Annotated in this window: 17 protein-coding genes; 11 read left to right on the top strand and 6 right to left on the bottom strand. The window is 70.1% G+C overall.

Annotation, left to right across the window (positions count from 1 at the left end; all coding sequences use genetic code 11):
* Positions 1 to 203 precede the first annotated feature (203 nt).
* The 6 genes from mtrA to QMK24_RS30560 all read left to right on the top strand — a co-directional run bounded on the left by mtrA (position 204) and on the right by QMK24_RS30560 (position 7,343).
* Entirely contained in the window at positions 204 to 881 is a 678-nt protein-coding gene (gene mtrA / locus QMK24_RS30585; protein ID WP_138358886.1) for a two-component system response regulator MtrA, read from the top strand.
* Between the two features lies 1 nt (position 882).
* Complete coding sequence (gene mtrB, locus QMK24_RS30580) at positions 883 to 2,790, top strand: MtrAB system histidine kinase MtrB (protein ID WP_283470074.1); 1,908 nt, start codon at positions 883 to 885, stop codon at positions 2,788 to 2,790.
* The gene (locus tag QMK24_RS30575; RefSeq protein ID WP_283470073.1) at positions 2,790 to 4,664 is read left to right on the top strand and encodes an LpqB family beta-propeller domain-containing protein; all 1,875 of its coding nucleotides are present in this window, start codon (positions 2,790 to 2,792) and stop codon (positions 4,662 to 4,664) included. Before mtrB ends, QMK24_RS30575 begins: the two co-directional genes overlap by 1 nt.
* Before the next feature lie 156 nt (positions 4,665 to 4,820).
* A complete protein-coding gene (locus QMK24_RS30570) occupies positions 4,821 to 5,534 on the top strand; it encodes a ComF family protein (RefSeq protein WP_283470072.1) in 714 nt (237 codons plus the stop codon).
* A 282-nt stretch (positions 5,535 to 5,816) separates the two neighbouring features.
* Entirely contained in the window at positions 5,817 to 6,494 is a 678-nt protein-coding gene (gene hpf / locus QMK24_RS30565) for a ribosome hibernation-promoting factor, HPF/YfiA family (RefSeq protein ID WP_283470071.1), read from the top strand.
* Between the two features lie 108 nt (positions 6,495 to 6,602).
* A complete protein-coding gene (locus tag QMK24_RS30560; protein ID WP_502962677.1) occupies positions 6,603 to 7,343 on the top strand; it encodes a response regulator in 741 nt (246 codons plus the stop codon).
* Positions 7,344 to 7,408: 65 nt separating this feature from the next.
* On the opposite strand, the gene QMK24_RS30555 is transcribed toward QMK24_RS30560, so the two are convergent.
* Complete coding sequence (locus QMK24_RS30555) at positions 7,409 to 8,605, bottom strand: winged helix-turn-helix domain-containing protein (protein WP_283470070.1); 1,197 nt, start codon at positions 8,603 to 8,605, stop codon at positions 7,409 to 7,411.
* A 138-nt stretch (positions 8,606 to 8,743) separates the two neighbouring features.
* Positions 8,744 to 9,331 (bottom strand): GNAT family N-acetyltransferase, encoded by a 588-nt coding sequence (locus tag QMK24_RS30550; protein ID WP_283470069.1) that lies wholly within the window; start codon positions 9,329 to 9,331, stop codon positions 8,744 to 8,746.
* Between the two features lie 197 nt (positions 9,332 to 9,528).
* Between QMK24_RS30550 and secA the strand changes: the two genes are divergently transcribed.
* A complete protein-coding gene (secA, locus tag QMK24_RS30545) occupies positions 9,529 to 12,312 on the top strand; it encodes a preprotein translocase subunit SecA (protein WP_283470068.1) in 2,784 nt (927 codons plus the stop codon).
* A 128-nt stretch (positions 12,313 to 12,440) separates the two neighbouring features.
* On the opposite strand, the gene QMK24_RS30540 is transcribed toward secA, so the two are convergent.
* On the bottom strand, positions 12,441 to 12,938 hold the full coding sequence (locus QMK24_RS30540) for an Rv3235 family protein (RefSeq protein ID WP_283470067.1): 498 nt from the start codon (positions 12,936 to 12,938) through the stop codon (positions 12,441 to 12,443).
* Positions 12,939 to 13,130: 192 nt separating this feature from the next.
* On the opposite strand from QMK24_RS30540, the gene QMK24_RS30535 reads away from it, so the two are divergent.
* The 3 genes from QMK24_RS30535 (at position 13,131) to QMK24_RS30525 (ending at position 15,375) form a co-directional block, all read left to right on the top strand.
* Positions 13,131 to 13,637 (top strand): DUF6912 family protein, encoded by a 507-nt coding sequence (locus tag QMK24_RS30535; protein WP_283470066.1) that lies wholly within the window; start codon positions 13,131 to 13,133, stop codon positions 13,635 to 13,637.
* Between the two features lie 150 nt (positions 13,638 to 13,787).
* Positions 13,788 to 14,708: a DMT family transporter gene (locus QMK24_RS30530; RefSeq protein WP_283470065.1), complete on the top strand. Its 921-nt coding sequence runs from the start codon at positions 13,788 to 13,790 to the stop codon at positions 14,706 to 14,708.
* A 10-nt stretch (positions 14,709 to 14,718) separates the two neighbouring features.
* A complete protein-coding gene (locus QMK24_RS30525; RefSeq protein ID WP_283470064.1) occupies positions 14,719 to 15,375 on the top strand; it encodes an HAD family hydrolase in 657 nt (218 codons plus the stop codon).
* Here the strand turns inward: QMK24_RS30525 and QMK24_RS30520 are convergent.
* Positions 15,362 to 15,934, bottom strand: coding sequence for a DJ-1/PfpI family protein (locus QMK24_RS30520; RefSeq protein ID WP_283470063.1), 573 nt, complete (start codon positions 15,932 to 15,934; stop codon positions 15,362 to 15,364). The genes QMK24_RS30525 and QMK24_RS30520 overlap by 14 nt on opposite strands.
* Positions 15,935 to 16,330: 396 nt before the next feature.
* Between QMK24_RS30520 and QMK24_RS30515 the strand changes: the two genes are divergently transcribed.
* Positions 16,331 to 21,274, top strand: a complete 4,944-nt coding sequence (locus QMK24_RS30515; RefSeq protein WP_283470062.1) for an NAD-glutamate dehydrogenase — start codon at positions 16,331 to 16,333, stop codon at positions 21,272 to 21,274.
* A 73-nt stretch (positions 21,275 to 21,347) separates the two neighbouring features.
* On the opposite strand, the gene QMK24_RS30510 is transcribed toward QMK24_RS30515, so the two are convergent.
* Complete coding sequence (locus tag QMK24_RS30510) at positions 21,348 to 22,958, bottom strand: serine/threonine-protein kinase (RefSeq protein WP_283470061.1); 1,611 nt, start codon at positions 22,956 to 22,958, stop codon at positions 21,348 to 21,350.
* A 150-nt stretch (positions 22,959 to 23,108) separates the two neighbouring features.
* Positions 23,109 to 23,726 (bottom strand): class I SAM-dependent methyltransferase, encoded by a 618-nt coding sequence (locus QMK24_RS30505; RefSeq protein ID WP_283470060.1) that lies wholly within the window; start codon positions 23,724 to 23,726, stop codon positions 23,109 to 23,111.
* Between the last annotated feature and the right edge of the window lie 29 nt (positions 23,727 to 23,755).

Here is a 23,755-nt window from a genome sequence, read left to right as displayed (position 1 = left end):
TGTGATCCGGCGCACAGCCGCACGGTGAGTGACGTGATCACGGACGGTGTTCCGCCGGGCCGGAACGGCCCGGTGCCGGCGCCTGGCATCAACGGAGAGCGGTACCGCAGGTCAGCGGCGGATGTCGGCAGACACGCCCCGGGGAGGGGTGACCATTAACACGCTGGTCGATCAAACGGTTACGACAATGGGATGATGATGCAATGAAGGGTCGAGTCCTGGTCGTCGATGACGACACCGCACTGTCCGAGATGCTCGGTATCGTGCTGCGTGGAGAAGGTTTTGAGCCGTCGTTCGTAGCGGACGGTGACAAGGCCCTCGCTGCTTTCCGGGAGACCAAGCCTGATCTGGTTCTCCTCGACCTCATGCTCCCCGGTCGGGACGGCATCGATGTATGCCGCCTGATCCGCGCGGAGTCCGGGGTACCTATCGTCATGCTCACGGCGAAGAGCGACACAGTCGACATCGTGGTGGGCCTGGAGTCCGGCGCCGATGACTATGTCGTCAAGCCGTTCAAGCCGAAGGAGCTGGTCGCACGCGTCCGGGCCCGGTTGCGGCGGGCGGAGGAGCCGACGCCCGAGCAGCTCGCGATCGGTGATCTGGTCATCGACGTGGCCGGGCACTCGGTCAAGCGCGAGGGCCAGCCGATCGCGCTGACGCCGCTCGAGTTCGACCTGCTGGTCGCGCTCGCCCGCAAGCCCTGGCAGGTCTTCACCCGTGAGGTGCTGCTGGAGCAGGTCTGGGGCTACCGGCACGCGGCCGACACCCGGCTGGTGAATGTGCATGTCCAGCGGCTGCGCTCCAAGGTCGAGCAGGACCCGGAGCGCCCCGAGATCGTGGTGACCGTCCGCGGTGTCGGTTACAAGGCCGGCCCGGGCTGAGATGTCGGCGTCGTACGAGCGTGAGCGCCTGGAGAGCCGGCACGCGGATCCGCTGAGCGGTCTGCTGCCGGTATTGCGCTCGTGCGTGCGCTGGGCGCGCCGCCCGCTGCTGCCCGCTGTCCGGCTATGGCGGCGCAATATCCAGCTGCGGGTGGTGGCCGTCACGCTGCTGATGTCGCTGGGTGTCGTGCTGCTGCTGGGCGTGGTCGTCATCGGGCAGGTGAAGAACGGGCTTCTCGACGCGAAGGAGCAGGCGTCGCGGGGGCAGGCGAGCGGTGGTTTCTCCGTCGCTCAGGCGGCGGCCGACAAGGAACGGGATGTCGTCGTGCCGGGCGCCGGTGGCGGGAACACCCGCGGGGCGATCGACTCCGGCAACTGGCTGACGAACCTGGTCGGACAGCTCGCCAGTGGCGGCAAGGGCGTGTATTCGGTGGTCGCGCTCAGTCCCGGGACCGACGACGGGTCCAATGCCCGCGGCCCCCGGACCTCCGGTCTTGTGGTGCCCGACGACAGCATTCCGCAGGCCCTCCGGGACAGCGTGGAGACGCGGTCCGGGTCGCACGAGACCTACACGACGGTCACCCGGGAGAACGATCCCCAGCCGGAGAACGCGCTGGTCATCGGCAAGCGACTCAGCGATGTGAACGGCAAGCCGTACCAGCTGTACTACCTCTTCCCGTTCGATCAGGAGGAGACGACCCTCGGCCTGGTCAAGCGCACCCTGGCGACTGCGGGGATCTTCGTCGTGGTGCTGCTCGGGGCCATCGCCTGGCTGGTCACCCGCCAGGTCGTGACCCCGGTCAGGATGGCCGCCGGGATCTCCGAGCGGCTCGCCGCCGGCCGGCTCCAGGAACGGATGAAGGTCTCGGGCGAGGACGACATCGCGCGGCTCGGTGAGTCGTTCAACAAGATGGCGCAGACCCTGCAGATCAAGATCCAGCAGCTGGAGGAGTTGTCCCGGCTGCAGCGCCGCTTCGTCTCCGATGTCTCGCACGAGCTGCGCACCCCGCTCACCACCGTCCGGATGGCCGCGGACGTCATCCATGACGCCCGTGAGGACTTCGATCCGGTGACCGCGCGCTCCGCGGAACTGCTGGGCAGCCAGCTCGACCGGTTCGAGGGGCTGCTGTCCGACCTGCTGGAGATCAGCCGGTTCGACGCGGGCGCGGCGGACCTGTCCGCGGAGCCGATCGACCTGCGCGATGTGGTGCGGCGGGTCGTGGACGCCGCGGACCCGCTGGCCGAGCGCAAGGGCAGCCGGGTGATCGTCAGGGGCGCCGAGCAGCCGGTGATAGCGGAGGCCGACCCCCGCCGGGTCGAGCGCGTGCTGCGAAACCTGGTGGTCAATGCCGTGGAACACGGTGAGGGCCGCGATGTGGTGATCCGGCTGGCGACGGCCGACGGCGCGGTGGCCGTCGCTGTACGGGACTACGGCGTCGGACTCAAGCCCGGTGAGGCGACCCGGGTCTTCAACCGTTTCTGGCGCGCCGATCCGGCGCGGGCCCGTACCACCGGCGGAACGGGCCTCGGCCTGTCGATCGCCGTGGAGGACGCGCGGCTGCACGGCGGATGGCTGCAGGCGTGGGGCGAGCCCGGCGGCGGCTCGCAGTTCCGCATGACGCTGCCCCGTACGGCGGGCGAGAGCCTGCGCGGGTCGCCGATCGCCCTGGAGCCCGAGGACTCGCGCCGCAATCGCGGTCTGAACGCTTCCGGCATGCCGCTGCGCCCGGGTGCTCCGGCACTGCCGGCGCCGCGCACCGCCCCGTTGCCGCCCTCGCTGCCGCCCATGCCCTCCGCCCCGGCGCGGCCGCCGTCCGCGAATCCCACGGCGCTGCCCGGGAACGGGTCGCGGGTGGTGGGCCATGAGGCCGGCGTCCCGGCAGACGCCCTACGGGAGGACGAGAACTGATGCGGGCGATGGGGGAGCTGCGGGACCGGCGGAGCACCCGGGACCGGCGGGGCATGCGGCCGGCCCGGCTGTGGCCGGCAGTGGCGGTGGGTTGCGCGCTGCTGCTGGCGGGGTGCGCCTCGATGCCGGGCAGCGGCGAGGTGCACAAGGTCGGCGGGGAGCAGAGCGCGGACTCCGATCAGCAGGTGCAGGTGCTCGGGATCAAGCCGCACAGCGGTGAGTTTCCCGAGGAGATCGTGCGCGGCTTCCTGGAGGCGACCACCAGCGACGAGGCCGAGTACGCGACGGCCAAGGAGTATCTGACGACGGGGATGGCCAAGCGCTGGGATCCGTTCGCCAAGATCACGGTGCTGTCGGGCGCCCCGTCGCCGATCGACGAATCGGTCGGGAACGCGCGCAAGGAGGGCTTCCGCTCGTTCGGCCTGACCGGCAGCCAGGTCGCGGGTGTCGACGACAAGCACGCCTACTCACCGGGCGAGGGAACGTCGTTCCACACCTCCTTCCAGCTGGTCAAGGAGAACAATGAGTGGCGGATCGACTCGGTCGACAACGGGCTGGTGCTCACCGAGTCCGACTTCCAGCGGATCTACCACTCCGTCAACATGTACTACTTCGCCTCACTCGGGACGTCCGGCGCGGGGCCGGCCACTCTGGTCGCCGATCCGGTGTACCTGCGGCGGCGGATAAATTCGCTGGAGTCCGCGGTGTCGGCGATGCTCGGCGGCCCGACCGACTGGCTCGCCCCGGTGGTGACCTCGGACGCCCCGAAGGGTGTGGCGCTCTACTCCAAGGACGCGGACAACGGCGTCTCCCTCGACGACTCCCAGCATCTGCGGGTGCGGCTGAACGCGATGGCCGACCGGATGGGCGCGACGCAGTGCCGTCGGCTGGCGGCGCAGCTCCTTCCCACGGCGCAGAGCCAGTCGGCAACGAAGATCACCTCGGTGGAACTGCAGCGCGCGAACGGCGATTCCGCGTGCACGCTGTCGGACGAGCAGGCCCGGCCGTTCGCCCCGGAGACCCTGAGCGGGTCGGCGCCCCAGCAGTTCTTCATCGACGACCAGCAGCAGCTCGTCTCCTTGCCAGACGACAGCAGTTCGCTGGCTGAGCCCGTGCCGGGAGTGCTCGGCGGGTCCAAGGCGAACCTGGTGTCGGTCGCGGTGAAGCGGGACGGGCAGTTCGCCGCCGGCGTCAGGACCGGCGGGCACGAGCTGATCGTCGCGAACATCACCAAGGGCTCCGCCGATCCCGGCCGGGCGGCGCTGACCAGCACCGCGCACGCCCCGAAGGATGGTCTCAGCGCGCCCAGTTGGGACGGCTACGGCAATCTGTGGGTGGCCGACCGCGATGGCGCACGGTCCCGGCTGCTGATGCTGCGCAACGGCACGAACGAGCAGCACGAGGTCGCGGTGCCGGATCTCGGTGACGCGCGGATCGAATCGCTGCGAGTGGCTCCGGACGGTGTGCGGATCGCGATGCTGGTGAAGAAGGACGGCAGGACGCAGCTGAAGTTCGGGCGGATCCAGCGGAGCGGGACGCCGGAGGCGCCCGTGATCTCGGTGGCGGGGCTGAAGGGCGTGACACCGCAGCTGGAGGATGTCACCGCCGCGTCCTGGGCGGGCGGCAGCAGGCTGCTGGTGGTCGGGACCGAATCGGGCGGCCTGCAGCAGATCCAGTACATGAACACGGACGGGTCGGTGCCGGCCACGCCCGGGCTGCCGGGCATCAGCGACGCGGCGTCGGTGGCGGCCTCGGAGGACCAGACCAAGCCGCTGCTGGCGGCGTACAAGGGCGGTATCTACCGGCTGCTGGCACAGGACGCGAACTGGAAGCAGATCGCGGCGAAGGGCACCGGGCCGGTCTACCCGGGCTGAAGGGCCATCCGGCTGGTTTCCGGCCTCTTTCCGGCCTCTTTCCGTCCGGCGTTCCGTCCGGCTTTCCGAACGGCTTTCCGAACGGCCGGCGCGGAGTTTTCCACAGGCGCGGCGGGGGGCTGGTGGAGGTCCCGCGCAAGGGGCACAGTGGTGGCCATGCCGGGTTGGTGGCGGGAGATCGCGGGACTGGTACTGCCGGCCGACTGTGCGGGATGCGGGCGGCCGCGTATGGCACTGTGCGGCGAATGCGGTGAGCTGCTGGGCTCGTTGGACGGGGCGGCCGTCCGACGGGTCCGGCCCGAACCGGCGCCGGGCGGGCTGCCGGACGTGTACGCGGCGGGGACGTACGCGGACGAGATACGGGCGGTGGTCCTCGCCCACAAGGAACGCGGCGCCATGGGGCTGGCCCGGCCACTGGGCGCTGCGCTGGCCGGCGCGGTTCTGCGAGTCGGCGTCGTGGGGGCGGTGCTGCTGGTGCCGGTGCCTTCGGCGCGGCGGACGGTCGCGGCCCGGGGGCATGACGCCACACGGCGGATCGCGCTGTGCGCGGCCCGGGAACTGCGGCGGACGGGGAAGCCGGCGCGGGTGGCCGCGGTGCTGCGGCAGCGGCGGGCGGTCGCCGACCAGGCGCGGCTGAGCGGGCGGGAGCGGCTGGAGAACCTGTCGGGTGCTGTGGTGGCCACGGGCGGCGGTCGCAGGCTGCTGGCGGTGGCTCCTGTGGTGCTGGTGGACGACCTGATGACGACCGGGGCGTCGCTGGCCGCGGCGGCCGGGGCAGTGGAAGAGGCGGGCGGCCGGATCGCCGGCGCGGCGGTGGTCGCCGGGCCGATGGAAACGGAACTTTGCCCAGAAACACATCGTTGCAGCTAGTACAGCCGGGCGTTCACCCGAACGGAGGTATACCGATGCTGGGGATGCCGACCTCCGCTCTCCAGGACTATGTTCGGTTGTGAGGGAAGGTGAACATCGTGGGGTGTTGATCTTGCCGGTGGGGGAGAAGGAGGTGAAAGCGGCCGCTTCGGTGGCTCCGGAGAGTTCCGGGGCAGGCGAGGCAGCAGCTGACGCAGCGCTGGACGGGACAGGCGCCCGGCCGGCCTAGGCGAAATGGGATGCGCTCCGCGTGTTCGGAGCGATCCGGGAACGGAGTTCTGAGTGGACATCGTCATCAAGGGCCGCAAGACCGAGGTGCCTGATCGGTTCCGGAAGCACGTGACCGAGAAGCTGGACAAGATCCAGAAGCTCGATGGCAAGGTGATCAGTCTTGACGTCGAGGTGTCCAAAGAGCTCAACCCCCGGCAGTCGGACCGTTCCGACCGGGTGGAGATCACACTGAATACCCGCGGCCCCGTCGTCCGTGCCGAGGCCTCGGCGGCCGATCCGTATGCCGCGCTCGACCTCGCGGTGGCCAAGCTCGAGGCGCGGCTGCGCAAGGCGGCCGACAAGCGGCGCGTGCACCACGGCGGAGGACGTACGCCTACCAGCGTGGCCCAGGCCACGGCCTCACTGACCGGTGAGCTGAACGGCTCGGCGGTCGCCCCGGCCGTGGAGAGCACCGTGCCCACGACCCGGATCGGGTCGCTGGAGGTGCAGGGGGACGGCCCGCTGATCGTGCGCGAGAAGACCCACGCCGCGGCGCCGATGGCGCTCGACCAGGCTCTCTACGAGATGGAGCTGGTCGGGCACGACTTCTATCTGTTCATCGACGCGGACACGGGATCACCGAGTGTCGTCTACCGGCGGCACGGCTACGACTACGGAGTCATTCACCTGAAGGCGGACCCGTCCGCTGAGGAGGCGCCCGCGGGCGCGGGCGGCGCTCTGCGCCGCTGATTCGCCGCACTGATGGCGTCGCCCCCGGGGCTCTCCTGGGGGCGACGCCGTGCCTGGGCGTGACAGCATGGGTCAAGCTGCCAACTCTGGCCTGAGGGGGAGGATCTGATGCCGGACAGCTTCGAGCCCGCAGACATCAGCGACGAGGGGCAAGCCCCTGCGAGGGACCACATGGAAGTGCCCCGCAAGGAGCCCATCAGGGTATTGGTCGTCGACGACCACGCCCTCTTCCGCCGGGGGTTGGAGATCGTGCTCGCCCAGGAGGAGGACATCCAGGTCATCGGCGAGGCGGGGGACGGCGCGGAGGCCGTCGAGAAGGCCGCCGACCTGCTGCCCGACATCGTGCTGATGGACGTCCGGATGCCCCGGCGTGGCGGTATCGAGGCCTGCACCTCGATCAAGGAAGTCGCCCCCAGCGCCAAGATCATCATGTTGACGATAAGTGACGAAGAGGCCGACCTCTACGAAGCGATCAAGGCCGGCGCGACGGGATATCTGCTCAAGGAGATCTCCACGGACGAGGTCGCCACCGCCATTCGCGCGGTAGCCGACGGCCAGTCGCAGATCAGCCCGTCGATGGCGTCCAAGCTGCTCACCGAATTCAAGTCGATGATCCAGCGGACCGATGAGCGGCGGCTGGTGCCCGCGCCGCGGCTCACCGACCGGGAGCTGGAAGTGCTCAAGCTCGTGGCGACCGGCCTGAACAACCGGGACATCGCCAAGCAGTTGTTCATCAGCGAGAACACCGTGAAGAACCATGTGCGCAACATTCTGGAGAAGCTGCAGCTGCACTCCAGGATGGAGGCCGTGGTCTACGCGATGCGGGAGAAGATCCTCGAGATCCGGTAGCCGGCTTCAACGGACAGCCGGTATCCGCTACCCGTATCCGCTACCCGGTATCCGGCAGGTGCCGGTCAGCGGTGGTCGTGCGTCTGCCGCAACGCGGCGGTCAGTGGCTCTCGCAACGTTGCGGGCAGTACCCGCTCCACCCGCGCCTCCACACAGCCGACCCAGCCCGCCGCCTCGGCGATCGCCTCGGCCGCCGGCTGCACCGCCTTCGGGCCGTCGAGCGTCACCTGGCGGGCCACGAGGGTGGTGCCCTCACGTGCCGGGTCGATCCGGCCCACCAGATTCCCGCCCGCCAGCAGCGGCATCGCGAAGTAGCCGTGGATCCGCTTCGGTTTCGGCACATAGGCCTCCAGCCGGTGGGTGAAACCGAAGATCCGCTCGGTGCGCGGCCGGTCCCAGACGAGCGAGTCGAACGGGGACAGCAGCGTGGTGCGGTGCCGGCCGCGCTTCGCCGAGGACTCGGCGTCCAGCACCTGCGGGTCGGCCCAGGCGGGCTTCCCCCAGCCCTCCACCTCGACCGGGACCAGCCCCGATGTCTCGATCACCGCGGTCACCTGCTCGCCCTTGAGACGGTGGTAGTCCGCCAGATCGGCGCGGGTGGCCACGCCCATCGCCGCCCCGGCCTGCGCGACGAGCCGCCGCATGCACTCGGCGTCATCGATGTCGTCGTGCAGCAGCGCGTCGGGAATGGCGCGTTCCGCCAGGTCGTAGACGCGCTTCCAGCCGCGCCGTTCGGTGCAGACCACCTGGCCGGTGTCCAGCAGCCACTCCACCGCGATCTTCGTCTCTGACCAGTCCCACCAGGGGCCGCCGTTCTTGGCGCCGCCCAGTTCGGTGGAGGTGAGCGGCCCGTCGGCCTTGAGCCGGTCCAGCACGGCGCCGCACGAGCGGTCGGCGTCCTCCAGCACATGCCAGCGGTGGCCGCGGGCCCGCCGGGCGCGGCGCCGGAAGGCGAAGTGCGGCCACTCCTCGATGGGGAGGACGCACGCGGCGTGCGACCAGTACTCGAAGGCGTGCGACTCGGTCCAGTACGCCTTCTCGACGGCATCGCGGCCGACGGCGCCCAGCCGCGCGTAAGGGATCAGCTCGTGCGAACGCGCCAGCACCGAGATGGTGTCGAGCTGTACGGCGCCCAGCCGGCGCAGCACACCGCGTACCCCGGCGCGCCGGTCGGGCACGCCGAGCAGGCCCTGCGCGCGCAGGGCGATCCGGCGGGCGTCGTCCGCGGACAGGGTGGCTACGGGGTGGGGCAGCGCTGTCATGCCGGAAGCCTAGGCGGCACCACTGACAACGCCCTGGGAGCCGGGGAGCCCCTGAACCCGGGGTCCGGGGCCGGGCTCAGGTTCGTCCTCAATCCCCCCAGCTACCGCTGGGAGGTGCCCCCTGGACGGGCTGCATATTCAGCCGGGGTAGGGCACGTACGGTGTCGCCGTCGGCAGGCCCAGGTCCGAGGGGAGTAGGGAACCGGTCCAGGTGTCGCGTCGTGTCCCGTTGTGCACGAGTTTGGACCGCAGGGTGCCCTCCATCACGAAGCCGATCTTGCGCGCGACCGCCCGCGAACCCTCGTTGCCCGCGTCCGCGAACCACTCCATGCGCTCGACGCCGAGGTCCTCGAACGCCCACCGGCACACCTCCCGGCCGGCCTCCGGCGTGTAGCCGCGGCCGCGCTGCTCCTTGACCGCCCAGTAGCCGAGTTCGGCCTGGTGGTCGGGGGCGGCCAGGTGCCCGAGCCGTACCAGCGCGACCGACACGACCAGCGTGCCGCCACTCTTCGTGAAGGCGCCGAAGTTGTACAGGCTGTCATCGGCCCAGCCGTCCGCGCTCACGGGTCCGGTGAAGTCCGCCGCGTTCTGGCGCGTGTAGGGCGAGGGAACGCTGGTCCAGCGCGGGATCTCGGGATCCTGGCAGGCTTCGTACACCGCGTCGGCGTCGCCCGGTTCCAGCGTGCGCAGGATGAGGCGTTCAGTGGTGAGGGTGATCGGCTCCATGAGCGGAGTATTCCTGACTGCCGGGCCGGTTGAAAAAGCGATTTGTATCACTACGCGGGGTGATGCGGGACTGGTGTGCTGACGGACCTCCCGGCCCGATGGTGTCCTCGCTTACGATGGCCGTTGCGGCGGAGTGCATCCCGCTGTGCCCAGCGCGAGATTACGTGCCAGGCCCGACCGGCAAGGAGCCAGCCTACGTGTCCGTCTTCAACAAGCTCATGCGTGCAGGCGAAGGCAAGATCCTGCGCAAGCTGCACCGCATCGCGGACCAGGTCAATTCCATTGAAGAGGATTTCGTCAATCTGACGGACGCCGAGCTGCGGGCCCTCACCGACGAGTACAAGGAGCGGTTCGAGGGCGGCGAGACCCTCGACGACCTGCTTCCCGAGGCGTTCGCCACGGTCCGTGAGGCCGCCAAGCGCGTGCTCGGCCAGCGTCACTACGACGTCCAGATGATGGGCGGCGCCGCTCTCCACCTCGGGTATGTCGCTGAGATGCGTACCGGTGAGGGCAAGACCCTGGTCGGCACCCTGCCCGCGTATCTGAACGCGATCTCCGGCAAGGGCGTCCACCTCATCACCGTCAACGACTACCTCGCCGAGCGTGACTCGGAGTGGATGGGCCGGGTGCACAAATTCCTCGGCCTGGAGGTCGGCTGCATCCTGGCCAACATGTCGCCGGCACAGCGCCGTGAGATGTACGCGTGCGACATCACCTACGGCACCAACAACGAGTTCGGCTTCGACTATCTGCGCGACAACATGGCGTGGTCGAAGGACGAGCTGGTGCAGCGCGGCCACAACTTCGCGATCGTCGACGAAGTCGACTCGATCCTCGTCGACGAGGCCCGTACGCCGCTGATCATCTCCGGCCCCGCCGACCAGGCGACCAAGTGGTACGCCGACTTCGCCCGCCTCGTGAAGCGTCTGAACAGGGGCGAGGCCGGCAGCATCGGCACGGAGGAGACCGGCGACTACGAGGTCGACGAGAAGAAGCGCACCGTCGCCATCCACGAGACCGGTGTCACCAAGGTCGAGGACTGGCTCGGCATCGACAACCTCTACGAGTCGGTGAACACCCCGCTCGTCGGGTACCTGAACAACGCGATCAAGGCCAAGGAGCTCTACAAGAACGACAAGGACTACGTCGTCATGGACGGCGAAGTCATGATCGTCGACGAGCACACCGGCCGTATCCTTGCGGGCCGCCGGTACAACGAGGGCATGCACCAGGCGATCGAGGCGAAGGAAGGGGTGGACATCAAGGACGAGAACCAGACCCTCGCCACGATCACCCTGCAGAACTTCTTCCGCCTCTACGGCAAGCTCTCCGGCATGACCGGTACGGCCATGACCGAGGCCGCCGAGTTCCACCAGATCTACAAGCTCGGCGTCGTCCCGATCCCGACCAACCGCGACCTCGCGCGTATCGACCGGGCCGACCTGATCTACCGCACCGAAGAGGCGAAGTTCGCGGCCGTCGTCGAGGACATCGCCGAGAAGCACGAGAAGGGCCAGCCGGTCCTGGTCGGCACCGTCTCGGTCGCGAAGTCCGAGTACCTGTCGGCGCAGCTGTCCAAGCGCGGTGTCCCGCACGAGGTGCTCAACGCCAAGCAGCACGACCGGGAGGCGTCCATCGTCGCCCAGGCCGGCCGCAAGGGCGCGGTCACCGTCGCCACCAACATGGCCGGCCGTGGCACCGACATCAAGCTCGGCGGCAACCCCGACGACCTCGCCGAGGCGGAGCTGCGCCAGGGCGGTCTGGACCCGGTCGAGCACGTCGAGGAGTGGGCGGCCGCGCTGCCGGCAGCGCTCAAGCGCGCCGAGGCGGCCGTCAAGGCGGAGTTCGAAGAGGTCAAGGAGCTCGGCGGCCTGTACGTGCTGGGCACCGAGCGCCATGAGTCCCGCCGGATCGACAACCAGCTGCGCGGCCGCTCCGGCCGTCAGGGCGACCCGGGCGAGTCCCGCTTCTACCTCTCGCTCGGTGACGACCTGATGCGGCTGTTCAAGGCCCAGATGGTCGAGCGCGTGATGTCGATGGCCAATGTGCCGGACGACGTCCCGATCGAGAACAAGATGGTCACGCGGGCGATCGCGTCGGCCCAGTCGCAGGTCGAGCAGCAGAACTTCGAGATCCGTAAGAACGTCCTGAAGTACGACGAGGTCCTCAACCGCCAGCGCGAGGTCATCTACGGTGAGCGCCGCCGCGTCCTGGAGGGCGAGGACCTGCACGAGCAGGTGCGGCACTTCATGGACGACACGATCGAGGCGTACATCGAGGCCGAGACCAAGGAAGGCTTCGCCGAGGACTGGGACCTGGACCGGCTGTGGAACGCCTTCGGGCAGCTCTACCCGGCCAAGATCACCGTCGATGACCTGGAGGAGGCCGCGGGCGACCGGGCCGGCATTACCGCCGAGTTCATCGCCGAGACGGTCAAGGACGACATCACCGAGCAGTACGAAGAGCGCGAGCGGCAGCTCACCGACGACGTCATGCGTGAGCTGGAGCGTCGCGTGGTCCTGTCGGTGCTGGACCGCAAGTGGCGCGAGCACCTCTACGAGATGGACTACCTCCAGGAGGGCATCGGGCTGCGCGCCATGGCGCAGCGCGACCCGCTGGTGGAGTACCAGCGCGAGGGCTACGACATGTTCACCGCCATGATGGACGGCATCAAGGAGGAGTCCGTCGGCTATCTGTTCAACCTGGATGTCCAGGTCGAGCAGCAGGTCGAGGAGGTCCCGGTCGAGGACGCGCCGCCGTCCCTCGTCAAGGACGCCCGTCCCGAGATCCGTGCCAAGGGCCTGGACGCCCCGCAGCGGCCCGCACAGCTGCACTTCTCCGCCCCTTCGGTTGACGGCGAGGGCGGCGTGGTCGAGGGCGACTTCGAGAACGAGAACGAGGGCGGCGGTTCCGACTCGGACGGCCAGACGCGCGCGGAGCGCCGCAAGGCCGCCAAGGGCGGCAAGCGCCGCAAGAAGTAGCCGCAAGCAGTAGCGGTGGCGTAGCGCCGGCGATGCAGTGCCGGCGTATGGCACGTATCGCGGCACCGGCCGGGGCCGGACTCCCATCGCGGGGGTCCGGCCCCGGCCGCGTTCGTGGCGGCGGCCGTTCACCGGGCCTCGACCGCGGTGCACCGCCAGACGTCCGCGCCGGTCCGCCCGCCCGCTCCGCCACGCGTCCCGTCACCTGTCCCGCCGCCCGTCGGGCCGCGTTCCAGGCGGAAGGCGATGGCGCGGAAGGTGTCGTGGGTCAGGGCGACGACGGCCGTCACCTCCAGCGCGCCGTCGTGCTGCCGTGCGACCTGGCAGCTGTGGACGTACGGGGCCTGCCCGTGGGCCCGCCGCCGCCAGTCGGCGCGCGAGTTCACCAACTCCCAGAGCCGGTCGTAGGCCGTACCGCGGACCCGGCCGGCCAGGCAGCTGATGGGCTGCCGCCCGGTGAGGACGGTGAGCAGCCGGTCGGCGAACCACAGGTGCGGCGGTACGGCGGTGCGCCGGTCCGCCCGGACCGCCGGGCGCCGGTGGTCGTGCCGGTTGGGCGGCCCGGCCCGATGGGAACGGCCGGGGCCGGGGCCTGGACGGGTGGACGCGGGTGAGGTGACGGCCATGCTGATGCCCCCGTGGTGTGGTGCTGCCGGGAATCCGCCGGTCTCTCCCGGGTTCTGCCGGGTTCTACCGTTCGGTAACCCGGTTGTACGGGGCGGTGGGAACGGGGGCAATGGCCGGCCGGCGGCGCCGGGCGCGGGCGGAGGGTTCACCTATCCGCGTGGTGGCGCCGTAACGCACGTATGCTGACGGCCATGCGCGTCTACATCCCCACGACCCTGCCCGGCCTGGCCGAGGCCCACAAGGCAGGCGAGCTGGGCCCCACACCGCTGGACGCCTACGCGGTCACCCCCAGCCTGCGCGAGTGGTACGTCTCCGACGACATCGAAGAGCTGGAGTACGCGGCCCTGACCCGGGCCGCCCAGGCCTCGCTCCGGCAGCTCGCCCTGCTCGCCGACGCCCCGCGCCGCCGCATCGTCATCGCGGTCGACGTGCCGGAGTCGGCCGTCTCCTTCGACCCGGACCGCGGCCTGGACTCCGCCAGCCTCGGCGAGGTGCGGCTGGCCGCCGCCGTGCCGATGAGCAAGGCCGCCGCCGTGCACCTGGACGCCCCGGACGCGGAGCAGGACGTGACGGCCGCCGCGGAGGCGCTGGGAGCAGCCGACGCGGGTGACGACGACGCCCAGTTCACGGTCGACGGCGCGGAGGATCACGAATTGCTCTGGTACGCGACGCAGGAGATCCCTAACCTGATCAGCTGAGCCCCCAGGCACGGCGTGGTGCCGGGATTCTCCGGGGGACGACCCCGCACCCACGCGCGAGCGCAGGCCGGTGAGCGGGTCCCTGGCGATGCCGCGAGGCGATCCCGGTACGCCGGGGCGCCGCTCGCACCTGCCGAGGAGCCCGATTCCATGTCTGCGACCACAGCTGTCTCCACGCTGCCGCAACGCCGCGCCTGGCTGACCGACCTGCCCGTGCTGCTGGTGGCGGCCGTCTGGGGGTCGAGCTATCTGGCGGCCAAGGGGATCACCACCGCGCACACCGTCCTGGCCGTCCTGGTGCTGCGCTTCGCCGCGGTGCTCCCGGTGCTGGTGGTGGCCGGGTGGCGGCAGTTGCGCGCCCTGCGGCCGGCGCAGCTGCGTGGTGCCGGGCTGCTCGGGGTGATCCTGAGCGCGATCTTCGTGCTGGAGACGTACGGGGTGGTGCACACCTCGGCGACCAACGCGGGCCTGATCATCAGCCTCACCATGATCATGACGCCGTTGGCGGAGGCCGCGCTGAGGCGGACCCCGGTGCCGGGTGCCTTCGCCGCGGCCGCCGGTCTTTCGGTGCTGGGCGTGCTGCTGTTGACCCAGGGCGCGGGGTTCACCGAGCCGTCGGCGGGGGACCTGCTGATGCTGCTCGCCGCGGTGGGAAGGACCGTGTACGTGCTGGCCATGTCCCGGATGCGGTCGGTCCGGGGCGCGGACGCGCTGTCGCTCACCACGGTGCAGCTGGGCAGCGCGGTGGCGGTGTTCGCCGTGCTGGCCTGTGCGCCGGGGGTGACGCGGTCGCCGTGGTCGGTCGCGGCGGGCTTCGGGACCGGCGAGTGGCTCGGGCTGCTGTATCTGTCGGTGTTCTGCACCCTGTTCGCGTTCTTCACGCAGATGTGGGCGGTGCGGCGGACCTCGCCGTCACGCGTCAGCCTGCTGCTGGGCACAGAACCGGTGTGGGCCGCCGCCGTCGGCATCGCGCTGGCCGGGGACCGTCCAGGAGCTCTCGGACTGGCCGGTGCGGTGCTGGTTCTGGCCGGAACCACCTGGGGCCGCCGGGCTGTCATACCCGCCGGGTAACGTCGTTCCCGTGAACGCGCATCTGGTGTGGGACTGGAACGGGACCCTTTTCCACGACATCGACGCGGTGTTGGAGGCCACGAACGCCTCCTTCGCCGAGCTCGGCCTGGACCCGATCACCCTCGACCGCTACCGCGAGCTGTACTGCGTGCCGGTGCCGAAGTTCTACGAGCGGCTGCTCGGCCGGCTGCCCACCGACGCCGAGTGGCTGGTGATGGATGAGACCTTCCACCGCCACTACTGGGAGCGAGCGGTGAACTGCGGGCTGGCCGAGGGCGCCGCCGAGCTGCTGGCCGCCCAGCAGATCGCGGGGCTGACCCAGTCGCTCTGTTCGCTGACCCCGCACGACCGGCTCATACCGATCGTGCGCACCCACGGCATCGAGCGGCACTTCGTCCGGGTGGATGGCGCCGTCGGCCCCTCGGGCACCGGCAAGGCCGGCCAGATGGTCCGCCACCTCGCCGCCCTGGAAGGCGTCGCGCCCGACCGCGTCGTCGTGATCGGCGACGCGGTGGACGACGCGCTGGCGGCGGCCCATGCGGGCGCGCACGCCGTTCTCTACACCGGCGGGTCGCACAGCCGGATCAGTCTGAAGGCCGCCGGGGTGCCGGTGGTGGACTCCCTCGCGGAGGCGGTGGAGGCCGCCGAGTGGCTCATCGCTGGGTGACGGGAGCCTTGGCGCGCAGGATCTCGATGAATTCACGCATCCAGGCCGGGTGGTCCGGCCAGGCCCGGGAGGAGACGATCATGCCGTCGACCACGACCTCGGAGTCCTGGAAGCTCGCGCCCGCGGTCTGCATGTCCAGCTCCAGCGCCGGATAGGCGGTCACCCGGCGTCCGCTGAGCGCGCCGATGGCCGCGGTGATGAGCGGGCCGTGGCAGATCTGGGCGATGGGCTTGTCGGCGTCGAAGAACGCTTTGAGGATCTTCCGCAGTTCCGGGTCGTTGCGCAGGTACTCCGGGGCCCGGCCGCCGGGGATCACGAGAGCGGCGTACCGCCCGGGGTCGACCTCGGCGAAGGACAGGTCGGCGTCCCAGGTGTAGCCGGGCTTCTCGGTGTAGGTGTCGAAGCCGTCCTCGAAGTCGTGGACGACGAAGCGCAGCCGCTTGCGGCTGGGCGCGGCGATGTGGACCTCGTAGCCCTCCTCGCGCAGCCGCTGATAGGGGTAGAGGACTTCCAGTGACTCCGCCGCGTCGCCGGTCACGATGAGGATCTTGGCCGCCATGGCGGCACCGCCTTCCGGGCAGGGGGCATACGGGATGGGTGTCCGCCCCAACGTGCACCCGCTCCCCGGCTTTGCCAAGAGGGCCTGCCACCGCCATCCTCGCGGGCGCCCGCGCGGGCGTCCGCCTCGCACGCGGCCGCTGTTCACGTGCTGTCCATTTGGTCCAAGAATCGGGTCAGGTTTTGTACAGAGGAGTCTCCTGACAGCCCCCCGGCCCGGAGCGATAGCCTTACTGCGTGATCAGCGTTGATCCGTGCAGGTGGATCCAATCCGTAAACAACGGCACGACGAACCTACATCCCGGCATAGCGTCGTCCCGTAGCGGTGAACCCGCGCCCCGGGACGTCGTGCCATCACCCGACGTCACGCAACGGCGCGCGACAGGAGTCAGAGGACATGCAGACCAAGCTGGACGAAGCCAAGGCCGAGCTGCTCGCAAGGGCGGCCCGGGTAGCTGAGAACAGCCCGGCAGGGGGACACCCCGGCCAGGGCCTCAATGCAGAGGCGCTGACCGCGTTCCTCCAGCGTTACTACCTGCACAGCGCACCGGAGGACCTGCTCGACCGCGATCCGGTCGACGTGTTCGGCGCGGCGCTGTCCCACTACCGGCTCGCGGAACGACGGCCCCAGGGCACCGCGAACGTCCGGGTCCACACCCCCACCGTCGAGGAAAACGGCTGGCAGTGCAGCCATACCGTCGTCGAGGTGGTCACCGACGACATGCCCTTCCTCGTCGACTCGGTCACCAATGCCCTCTCGCAGGCGAACCGGGCGATCCATGTCGTCGTCCACCCGCAGATGCTGGTGCGCCGCGATGTGACGGGCAAGCTCCTGGAGATCATCGGTTCCGGCTGCTCGCTGCACGACAGTGTCGCCCCCGGGGATCTGCCGCACGACGCGGTCACCGAGTCCTGGATCCATGTCGAGATCGACCGCGAGACCGACCGCGGCGACCTCAAGGAGATCACCGCCGAGCTGCGCCGTGCGCTGTCCGACGTCCGTGAGTCCGTCGAGGACTGGACGAAGATGCGCGCGGCCGCCCTCCGGATCGCGGAAGAGCTGGCCGCGACGCCGCCGCCGCTGCCCGAGCAGGAGGTCGGCGAGGCCTGGGAGCTGATGCGCTGGCTCGCCGACGACCACTTCACCTTCCTCGGCTACCGCGAGTACGAGCTAACCACCGACACCGGCCCGGACGGGAGCTCCGAGGACTTCCTGACGGCGGTGCCCGGCACGGGCCTGGGCATCCTGCGCTCCGACCCCTCGCACCGGGACGCGGACAGCACCCACCCCGGTTCGCCGTCGTTCAGCCGGCTGCCGGCCCGCGCCCGCGCCAAGGCCCACGAGCACAAGCTGCTGATCCTCACCAAGGCCAACAGCCGCTCCACCGTCCACCGGCCCTCCTACCTCGACTACGTCGGGGTGAAGAAGTTCGACGCCGAGGGCAATGTCATCGGCGAGCGCCGGTTCCTGGGGCTGTTCTCCTCCGCCGCGTACACCGAATCGGTACGCCGGGTCCCGGTGATCCGCCGCAAGGTGGAGGAGGTGCTGGAAGGCGCCGGCTTCACCCCGGACAGCCACGACGGCCGCGATCTGCTGCAGATCCTGGAGACCTACCCGCGCGACGAGCTGTTCCAGACCCCGGCCGACGAGCTGCGTTCCATCGTCACCAGCGTGCTGTATCTGCAGGAGCGCCGCCGGCTGCGGCTGTTCCTGCGGCAGGACGAGTACGGCCGCTACTACTCGGCGCTGGTCTACCTGCCGCGCGACCGCTACACCACGGCGGTACGGCTGCGGCTCACCAACATCCTCCAGGAGGAGCTGAACGGCCACAGCGTCGACTTCACCGCCTGGAACACCGAATCGGTGCTCTCCCGGCTGCACTTCGTCGTCCGCGTGGCGCCCGGCGCCAGCCTCACCGACCTCACCGAGGCCGAGATCGACCGGATCGAGGCCCGGCTCGTCGAGGCCGCCCGCTCCTGGGCCGACGGCTTCGGCGAGGCGCTCAACGCCGAATGCGGCGAGGAGCGGGCCGCCGAGCTGACCCGCCGCTACGCCCAGGCATTCCCCGACGGCTACCGGGCCGACTTCACCCCGCGCTCGGCCGTCGCGGACCTGCAGCACATCGAGCAGCTCAAGCCCGAGGGCGACTTCACCCTCAGCCTGTACGAGCCGGTCGGCGCGGTACCCGAGGAGCGCCGCTTCAAGATCTACTGCACCGGCGCACCCGTCTCGCTCTCCGCCGTCCTGCCGGTGCTGCAGAAGCTGGGTGTGGAGGTCGTCGACGAGCGGCCGTACGAGCTGCGCCGCACCGACCAGACCCGCGCCTGGGTGTACGACTTCGGACTGCGGCTCGACCCCTCCCTCGGCGACCTCGGCGACGACGCCCGCGAGCGCTTCCAGGAGGCGTTCGCCGCGACCTGGACCGACGAGGCGGAGAACGACGGCTTCAACTCCCTGGTGCTGCGCGCCGGGCTGAACTGGCGCCAGGCCATGGTGCTGCGCGCCTACGCCAAGTACCTGCGGCAGGCCGGCTCCACCTTCAGCCAGGACTACATGGAGGACACTCTCCGCAACAACGTCCACACCACCCGGCTGCTGGTGAACCTCTTCCAGGCCCGGATGTCCCCCGACCACCAGCGGGCCGGCAAGGAACTTACCGACGGGCTCCTGGAGGAACTCGAGGGCGCGCTGGACCAGGTCGCCTCGCTGGACGAGGACCGGATCCTGCGGGCCTTCCTCACCCTCATCAAGGCCACGTTGCGCACCAACTTCTTCCAGCGCCGTGACGACGGGCAGCCCCACAGCTACCTGTCCATGAAGTTCGACCCGCAGGAGATCCCCGATCTGCCCGCGCCGCGCCCGGCGTACGAGATCTGGGTGTACTCACCGCGGGTCGAGGGCGTCCACCTGCGGTTCGGCAAGGTCGCCCGCGGCGGTCTGCGCTGGTCCGACCGGCGCGAGGACTTCCGTACCGAGGTGCTGGGCCTGGTCAAGGCGCAGATGGTCAAGAACACCGTGATCGTGCCGGTCGGCGCCAAGGGCGGCTTCGTCGGCAAGCGGCTGCCCGATCCGGCGGTGGACCGGGACGCGTGGCTGGCCGAGGGCATCGCCTCGTACAAGACGTTCATCTCCGGCCTGCTCGACATCACCGACAATCTGGTGGGCGGCGAGGTCGTCCCGCCGAACGGCGTGGTGCGGCACGACGAGGACGACACGTACCTGGTCGTCGCCGCGGACAAGGGCACCGCGTCCTTCTCCGACATCGCCAACGAGGTCGCCGTCAGCTACGGCTACTGGCTGGGTGACGCCTTCGCCTCCGGCGGCTCCGTCGGCTACGACCACAAGAAGATGGGCATCACCGCCAAGGGCGCGTGGGAGTCCGTGAAGCGGCACTTCCGCGAGACGGGCCACGACACCCAGTCCCAGGACTTCACGGTCGTCGGCGTCGGCGACATGTCGGGCGATGTGTTCGGCAACGGCATGCTGCTCAGCGAGCACATCCGGCTGATCGCCGCCTTCGACCACCGGCACATCTTCCTGGACCCGGACCCTGACCCGGCGGTCTCCTTCGCCGAGCGGCGCCGGATGTTCGAGCTGCCGCGCTCCTCGTGGGCGGATTACGACAGCTCGCTGATCTCGGCCGGCGGCGGCATCCACCCCCGCAGCGCCAAGTCCATCCCGATCACCGCGCAGGTCCGCAAGGCGCTCGGCATCGAGACGACGGTCGCCAAGATGACGCCCGCCGAGCTGATGAAGGCGATCCTGCAGGCCCCGGTGGACCTGCTGTGGAACGGCGGCATCGGCACGTACGTCAAGGCCTCGACCGAATCGCACGCCGATGTCGGCGACAAGGCCAATGACGCGATCCGCGTCGACGGCGCCGACCTGCGGGTCAAGGTCGTGGGCGAGGGCGGCAACCTGGGGCTGACGCAGCTCGGCAGGATCGAGTTCGCCGTCAACGGCGGCAAGATCAACACCGACGCGATCGACAACAGCGCCGGTGTGGACGCCTCGGACCACGAGGTCAACATCAAGATCCTGCTCAACAGCGTCGTCGCGGACGGCGACATGACCGTCAAGCAGCGCAACAAGCTGCTCGCCTCGATGACCGACGAGGTCGGCGCCCTCGTGCTGCGCAACAACTACGCGCAGAACATCGTGCTGGGCAACGGTATGGCACAGGCCTCCAGCCTGCTCCACGCCCACCAGCGCTTCATGCGCAAGCTGGTGCGCGACGGCCGGCTGGACCGGGCGCTGGAATTCCTGCCCACCGACCGGCAGATCCGCGAGCGGCTCGCCAACGGCCAGGGCCTGACCCAGCCGGAACTGGCCGTCCTGCTGGCCTACACGAAGATCACCGTCGCCGAGGAGCTGATCCACACCGGGCTGCCGGAGGATCCGTACCTGCGCACGCTGCTGCACGACTACTTCCCCAAGCCGCTGCGCGAGCGGTTCACGACGCAGATCGAGAACCACGCGCTGCACCGCGAGATCGTCACGACGATGCTGGTCAACGACACCGTCAACACTGGCGGTACGACCTTCCTGCACCGTTTCCGCGAGGAGATCGGCGCGACCGGCGAGGAGATCGTCCGGGCGCACACCGCGGCCCGTGCGATCTTCGGACTCTCCGGGATCTGGGACGAGGTCGAGGCGCTCGACAACGTCGTGGCCGCCGATGTGCTGACCCGGATCCGGCTGCACTCGCGCCGCCTCGTCGAGCGCGCCACCCGCTGGCTGCTCAACAACCGGCCGCAGCCGCTGGAGATCGCCGAGACCATCGAGTTCTTCCGCGACGGCGTGTCCACCGTCTGGTCGCAGCTGCCGAAGCTGGTGCGGGGCACGGATCTGGAGTGGTACCAGGACATCCATGACGAACTGACCGGCGCGGGCGTCCCGGAGGAGCTGGCCACCCAGGTCGCGGGCTTCTCCTCCGCCTTCCCGGCCCTCGACATCGTCGATGTCGCGGACCGCACGGGCAAGGACCCGCTGGAGGTCGCCGAGATCTACTACGACCTCGCCGACCGCCTCCGGATCACTCAGCTGCTGGACCGCATCATCGAGCTCCCGCGGGCCGACCGCTGGCATTCGATGGCCCGCGCGGCCATCCGCGAGGACCTTTTCGCGGCGCACGCGTCACTCACCGCCGACGTGCTCTCCGCCGGGAACGGGACCTCCACGCCGGAGCAGCGCTTCAAGGCGTGGGAGGAGCAGAACGCGGCACTCATCGGCCGCGCCAGGTCCACCCTCGAGGAGATCCAGGGCTCGGAGGAGTTCGACCTCGCGAACCTGTCGGTCGCGATGCGAACGTTCCGTACGCTGCTGCGCGCTCGCCGCTAGCCGGCCGGAACGGCATACGACCGTGATCGCCGGCCGGGCCCCGCACCATCGGGGCCCGGTCGGCGATCGTGCGTCACGTCAGCTGCCAGAGCGTTACACGGACGGTCCAGGTCGGCGCCTGAGCGGCGGTCCGACCGGGGGTGATACCGGTGATCCGCATCATCGCGAGGTGATGGGCGCGGGTGAGGGTGCACAGCAGATCGCCTTCGGCGACCGAGTCCCGCAGGGATTTCCACTCCATGGTCCCGGGGAACGGATGGGTCTCCGCGGCGGCCCGGCATGCCTCGGGCGAGAGCCCGGAACTCCTGCCCATCGGGGTGTGGAAGGTCATGGCGCCGTAGCCGTAGCTGATCTCGATGTCCGATAGGTCCAGGTGCGCCATGGGATCGACCACCGGGAGATCGAGGTCCACCCGGGTGTCGTGCGAGGAATCGACCGGCCGCAGCGTCATCGGCCGGTCCTGGAACAGCGTCCGGTACCCGGGCGGTGGCGCGGTGGCCGTGGCGGCGCTGCCGTCGTCCCGCAGGAACGCGTAGGTCAGTGTCACCGCGAGCACCAGGGCGACGACGCTGCCGGCGATCGCCAGCAGCGTCTGCTGGCGGTATCTGCCTCCCACCGGCGGTGTGTCCGGTGTGCCGGTGCCCCAGTTGGACCAGACGGCACGGGGCCATTGCTCCGGGGCGTTGGCCGGGTACGAGGGGCGGGCCGGCGGGGGAGCGGCGGCGGGGGCGGCCACCGGTTCCGGCTCGGGCGGCCGCTGGGCCGCCGCCTCCCGCCGGGTGATCTCCGCTGCCACCGGTGCGGGCAGCCAGCCGTTGAAGTCGCGCAGCGGACGTCCGGCGGCCCGCTCGCACATCCCGGCCAGTTCGGCGGGCGAGGGACGGCCTGCGGGATCGGCGGCCAGACAGCGCTCCAGCAGCGGGCGTAATCGCTCCGGGTAGCCGGTGAGGTCCGGCGGCCGGATGGCGGTATTGGCGATCTGGGTGGCCACCGTGATCGCACCGCCGTCGCCGTACGGATGGCGGCCGGTCGCGACGACGGCGGCCAGCAGGCCGAGCGAGAAGATGTCGGTCGCGGGGGTGAGGGAGTGCCCGTTGGCGTGCTCGGGCGACATGTACTGCGGGGTTCCGATCAGGCCGCCGCTCCGGGTGAGGTGCGTGGAGTCGGCGGCCCTCGCTATGCCGAAACCGATCACCCAGGGGCCGTCGTCGGCGAGCAGAATGCTGCCCGGCTTGAGATCGCGGTGGATGACACCGGCCGCGTGCACCGCGCGCAGCCCCTCGGCCGCGCAGCCGACCAGCTGCAGTGCGGCGGGGAGCGGGAGCGGCCCGAAGGAGACGAGCGCGTCGTCGAGGGGCAGCCCGGGTACGTAGGCGGTGGCGAGCCACGGCTCGCTGCCGGCGGTGTCATGGTCGACGACCGGGACGAGGTGGTAGCCCCGCACCTGGCGCGCGGACCGCACTTCCTGCTGGAAACGGCGGCGGAATTCCTCGTCCCGCGCGTACTCCCGGCGGATCACCTTGAGGGCGACGGGCTGGCCGCCCCGCGTGTGCGACAGATAGACGGAACCCAAGCCGCCCTCGCCGATCCTGGCGATCAGCCGGTACCCGGCGACCTCGCGCGGATCCTCCGGCCGCAGTGCGCTGAGCCCGCTGCCGCTGTCGTTGCTGGTGATGTCCGACACCCCCGATTGGTGATCGAGGGACGATGCTATCGGCCCGAACTCCTGTCCATGGCACGGGAATCTGGCCGTTTCGGAGGCTCCGCGCCACCCGCGGGCCCGGCTGAACGGGCGGGCGAGCGGGCGCGCGGGCGATGCGTAGAGGCGTACCGGTCAGGCAGTCGGCGCCGAGGAGACCAGAACGAACTCGTTGTACGGGAAGACCTTGCCCGCGGCGCGGGGGAACGGGAAGGAGTACGTGCGCCGGGTGGTCAGCCCCGCCTGGTCGGCGTAGGCCCGCAGTTCCTCGAAGCCGATGAAGCGCACATGCGTGGCGTCGCTGCGGTAGCCGGCCTCCTGCGGAGTGATGAGGACGACGGAGCCGCCGGGCTTCACATACGTCAGGTACTGGGCCAGCAGACCGGACGCGACGTCCTCGTCCAGGTGCTCCAGTACATGCGCGCACAGCAGGCTGTCGAAGGAGCCGGGCGCGCACTCCGGCGCCTTGGCCAGCTCATCGGGGGTATACGCGTTCAGGCCGCGCTCGCGGGCGGTGGCCACCGATGTCGGGTTGTGGTCGACGCCCACGCTGTCCGGTCCGCAGTTCTGGAGGTTGCGGCCCAGCCCGCAGCCGATGTCGAGCACCCGGCCCAGCTTGAGGCGGCGCAGGTTCCAGCGGTAGGGGGCCTGGGTGGGAAGCAGTCGCTTGAGACCGGACTTTTCCAGCGTCGCCAGGCGCTCGGTGTAGTCGGCGTCGGCGGTGCTCTTGCGGTCCTGCGAGGTGTCGGACATCAGCCGGAGTGCCTTCTCTGGGATGAACG

Source organism: Streptomyces sp. PH10-H1 (assembly GCF_030063355.1).
Classification (GTDB): Bacteria; Actinomycetota; Actinomycetes; order Streptomycetales; family Streptomycetaceae; genus Actinacidiphila.
This window is presented reverse-complemented; position numbering and strand designations above follow the sequence as displayed.

Bases quoted from the DNA above. Each gene is read 5' to 3' on its own strand.
- mtrA (WP_138358886.1), top strand. From the start codon at position 204: ATGAAGGGTCGAGTCCTGGTCGTCGATGACGACACCGCACTGTCCGAG.
- mtrB (WP_283470074.1), top strand. From the start codon at position 883: ATGTCGGCGTCGTACGAGCGTGAGCGCCTGGAGAGCCGGCACGCGGAT.
- QMK24_RS30575 (WP_283470073.1), top strand. From the start codon at position 2,790: ATGCGGGCGATGGGGGAGCTGCGGGACCGGCGGAGCACCCGGGACCGG.
- QMK24_RS30570 (WP_283470072.1), top strand. From the start codon at position 4,821: ATGCCGGGTTGGTGGCGGGAGATCGCGGGACTGGTACTGCCGGCCGAC.
- QMK24_RS30560 (WP_502962677.1), top strand. From the start codon at position 6,603: ATGCCGGACAGCTTCGAGCCCGCAGACATCAGCGACGAGGGGCAAGCC.
- QMK24_RS30555 (WP_283470070.1), bottom strand. From the start codon at position 8,605: ATGACAGCGCTGCCCCACCCCGTAGCCACCCTGTCCGCGGACGACGCC.
- QMK24_RS30550 (WP_283470069.1), bottom strand. From the start codon at position 9,331: ATGGAGCCGATCACCCTCACCACTGAACGCCTCATCCTGCGCACGCTG.
- QMK24_RS30540 (WP_283470067.1), bottom strand. From the start codon at position 12,938: ATGGCCGTCACCTCACCCGCGTCCACCCGTCCAGGCCCCGGCCCCGGC.
- QMK24_RS30535 (WP_283470066.1), top strand. From the start codon at position 13,131: ATGCGCGTCTACATCCCCACGACCCTGCCCGGCCTGGCCGAGGCCCAC.
- QMK24_RS30530 (WP_283470065.1), top strand. From the start codon at position 13,788: ATGTCTGCGACCACAGCTGTCTCCACGCTGCCGCAACGCCGCGCCTGG.
- QMK24_RS30520 (WP_283470063.1), bottom strand. From the start codon at position 15,934: ATGGCGGCCAAGATCCTCATCGTGACCGGCGACGCGGCGGAGTCACTG.
- QMK24_RS30515 (WP_283470062.1), top strand. From the start codon at position 16,331: ATGCAGACCAAGCTGGACGAAGCCAAGGCCGAGCTGCTCGCAAGGGCG.
- QMK24_RS30505 (WP_283470060.1), bottom strand. From the start codon at position 23,726: ATGTCCGACACCTCGCAGGACCGCAAGAGCACCGCCGACGCCGACTAC.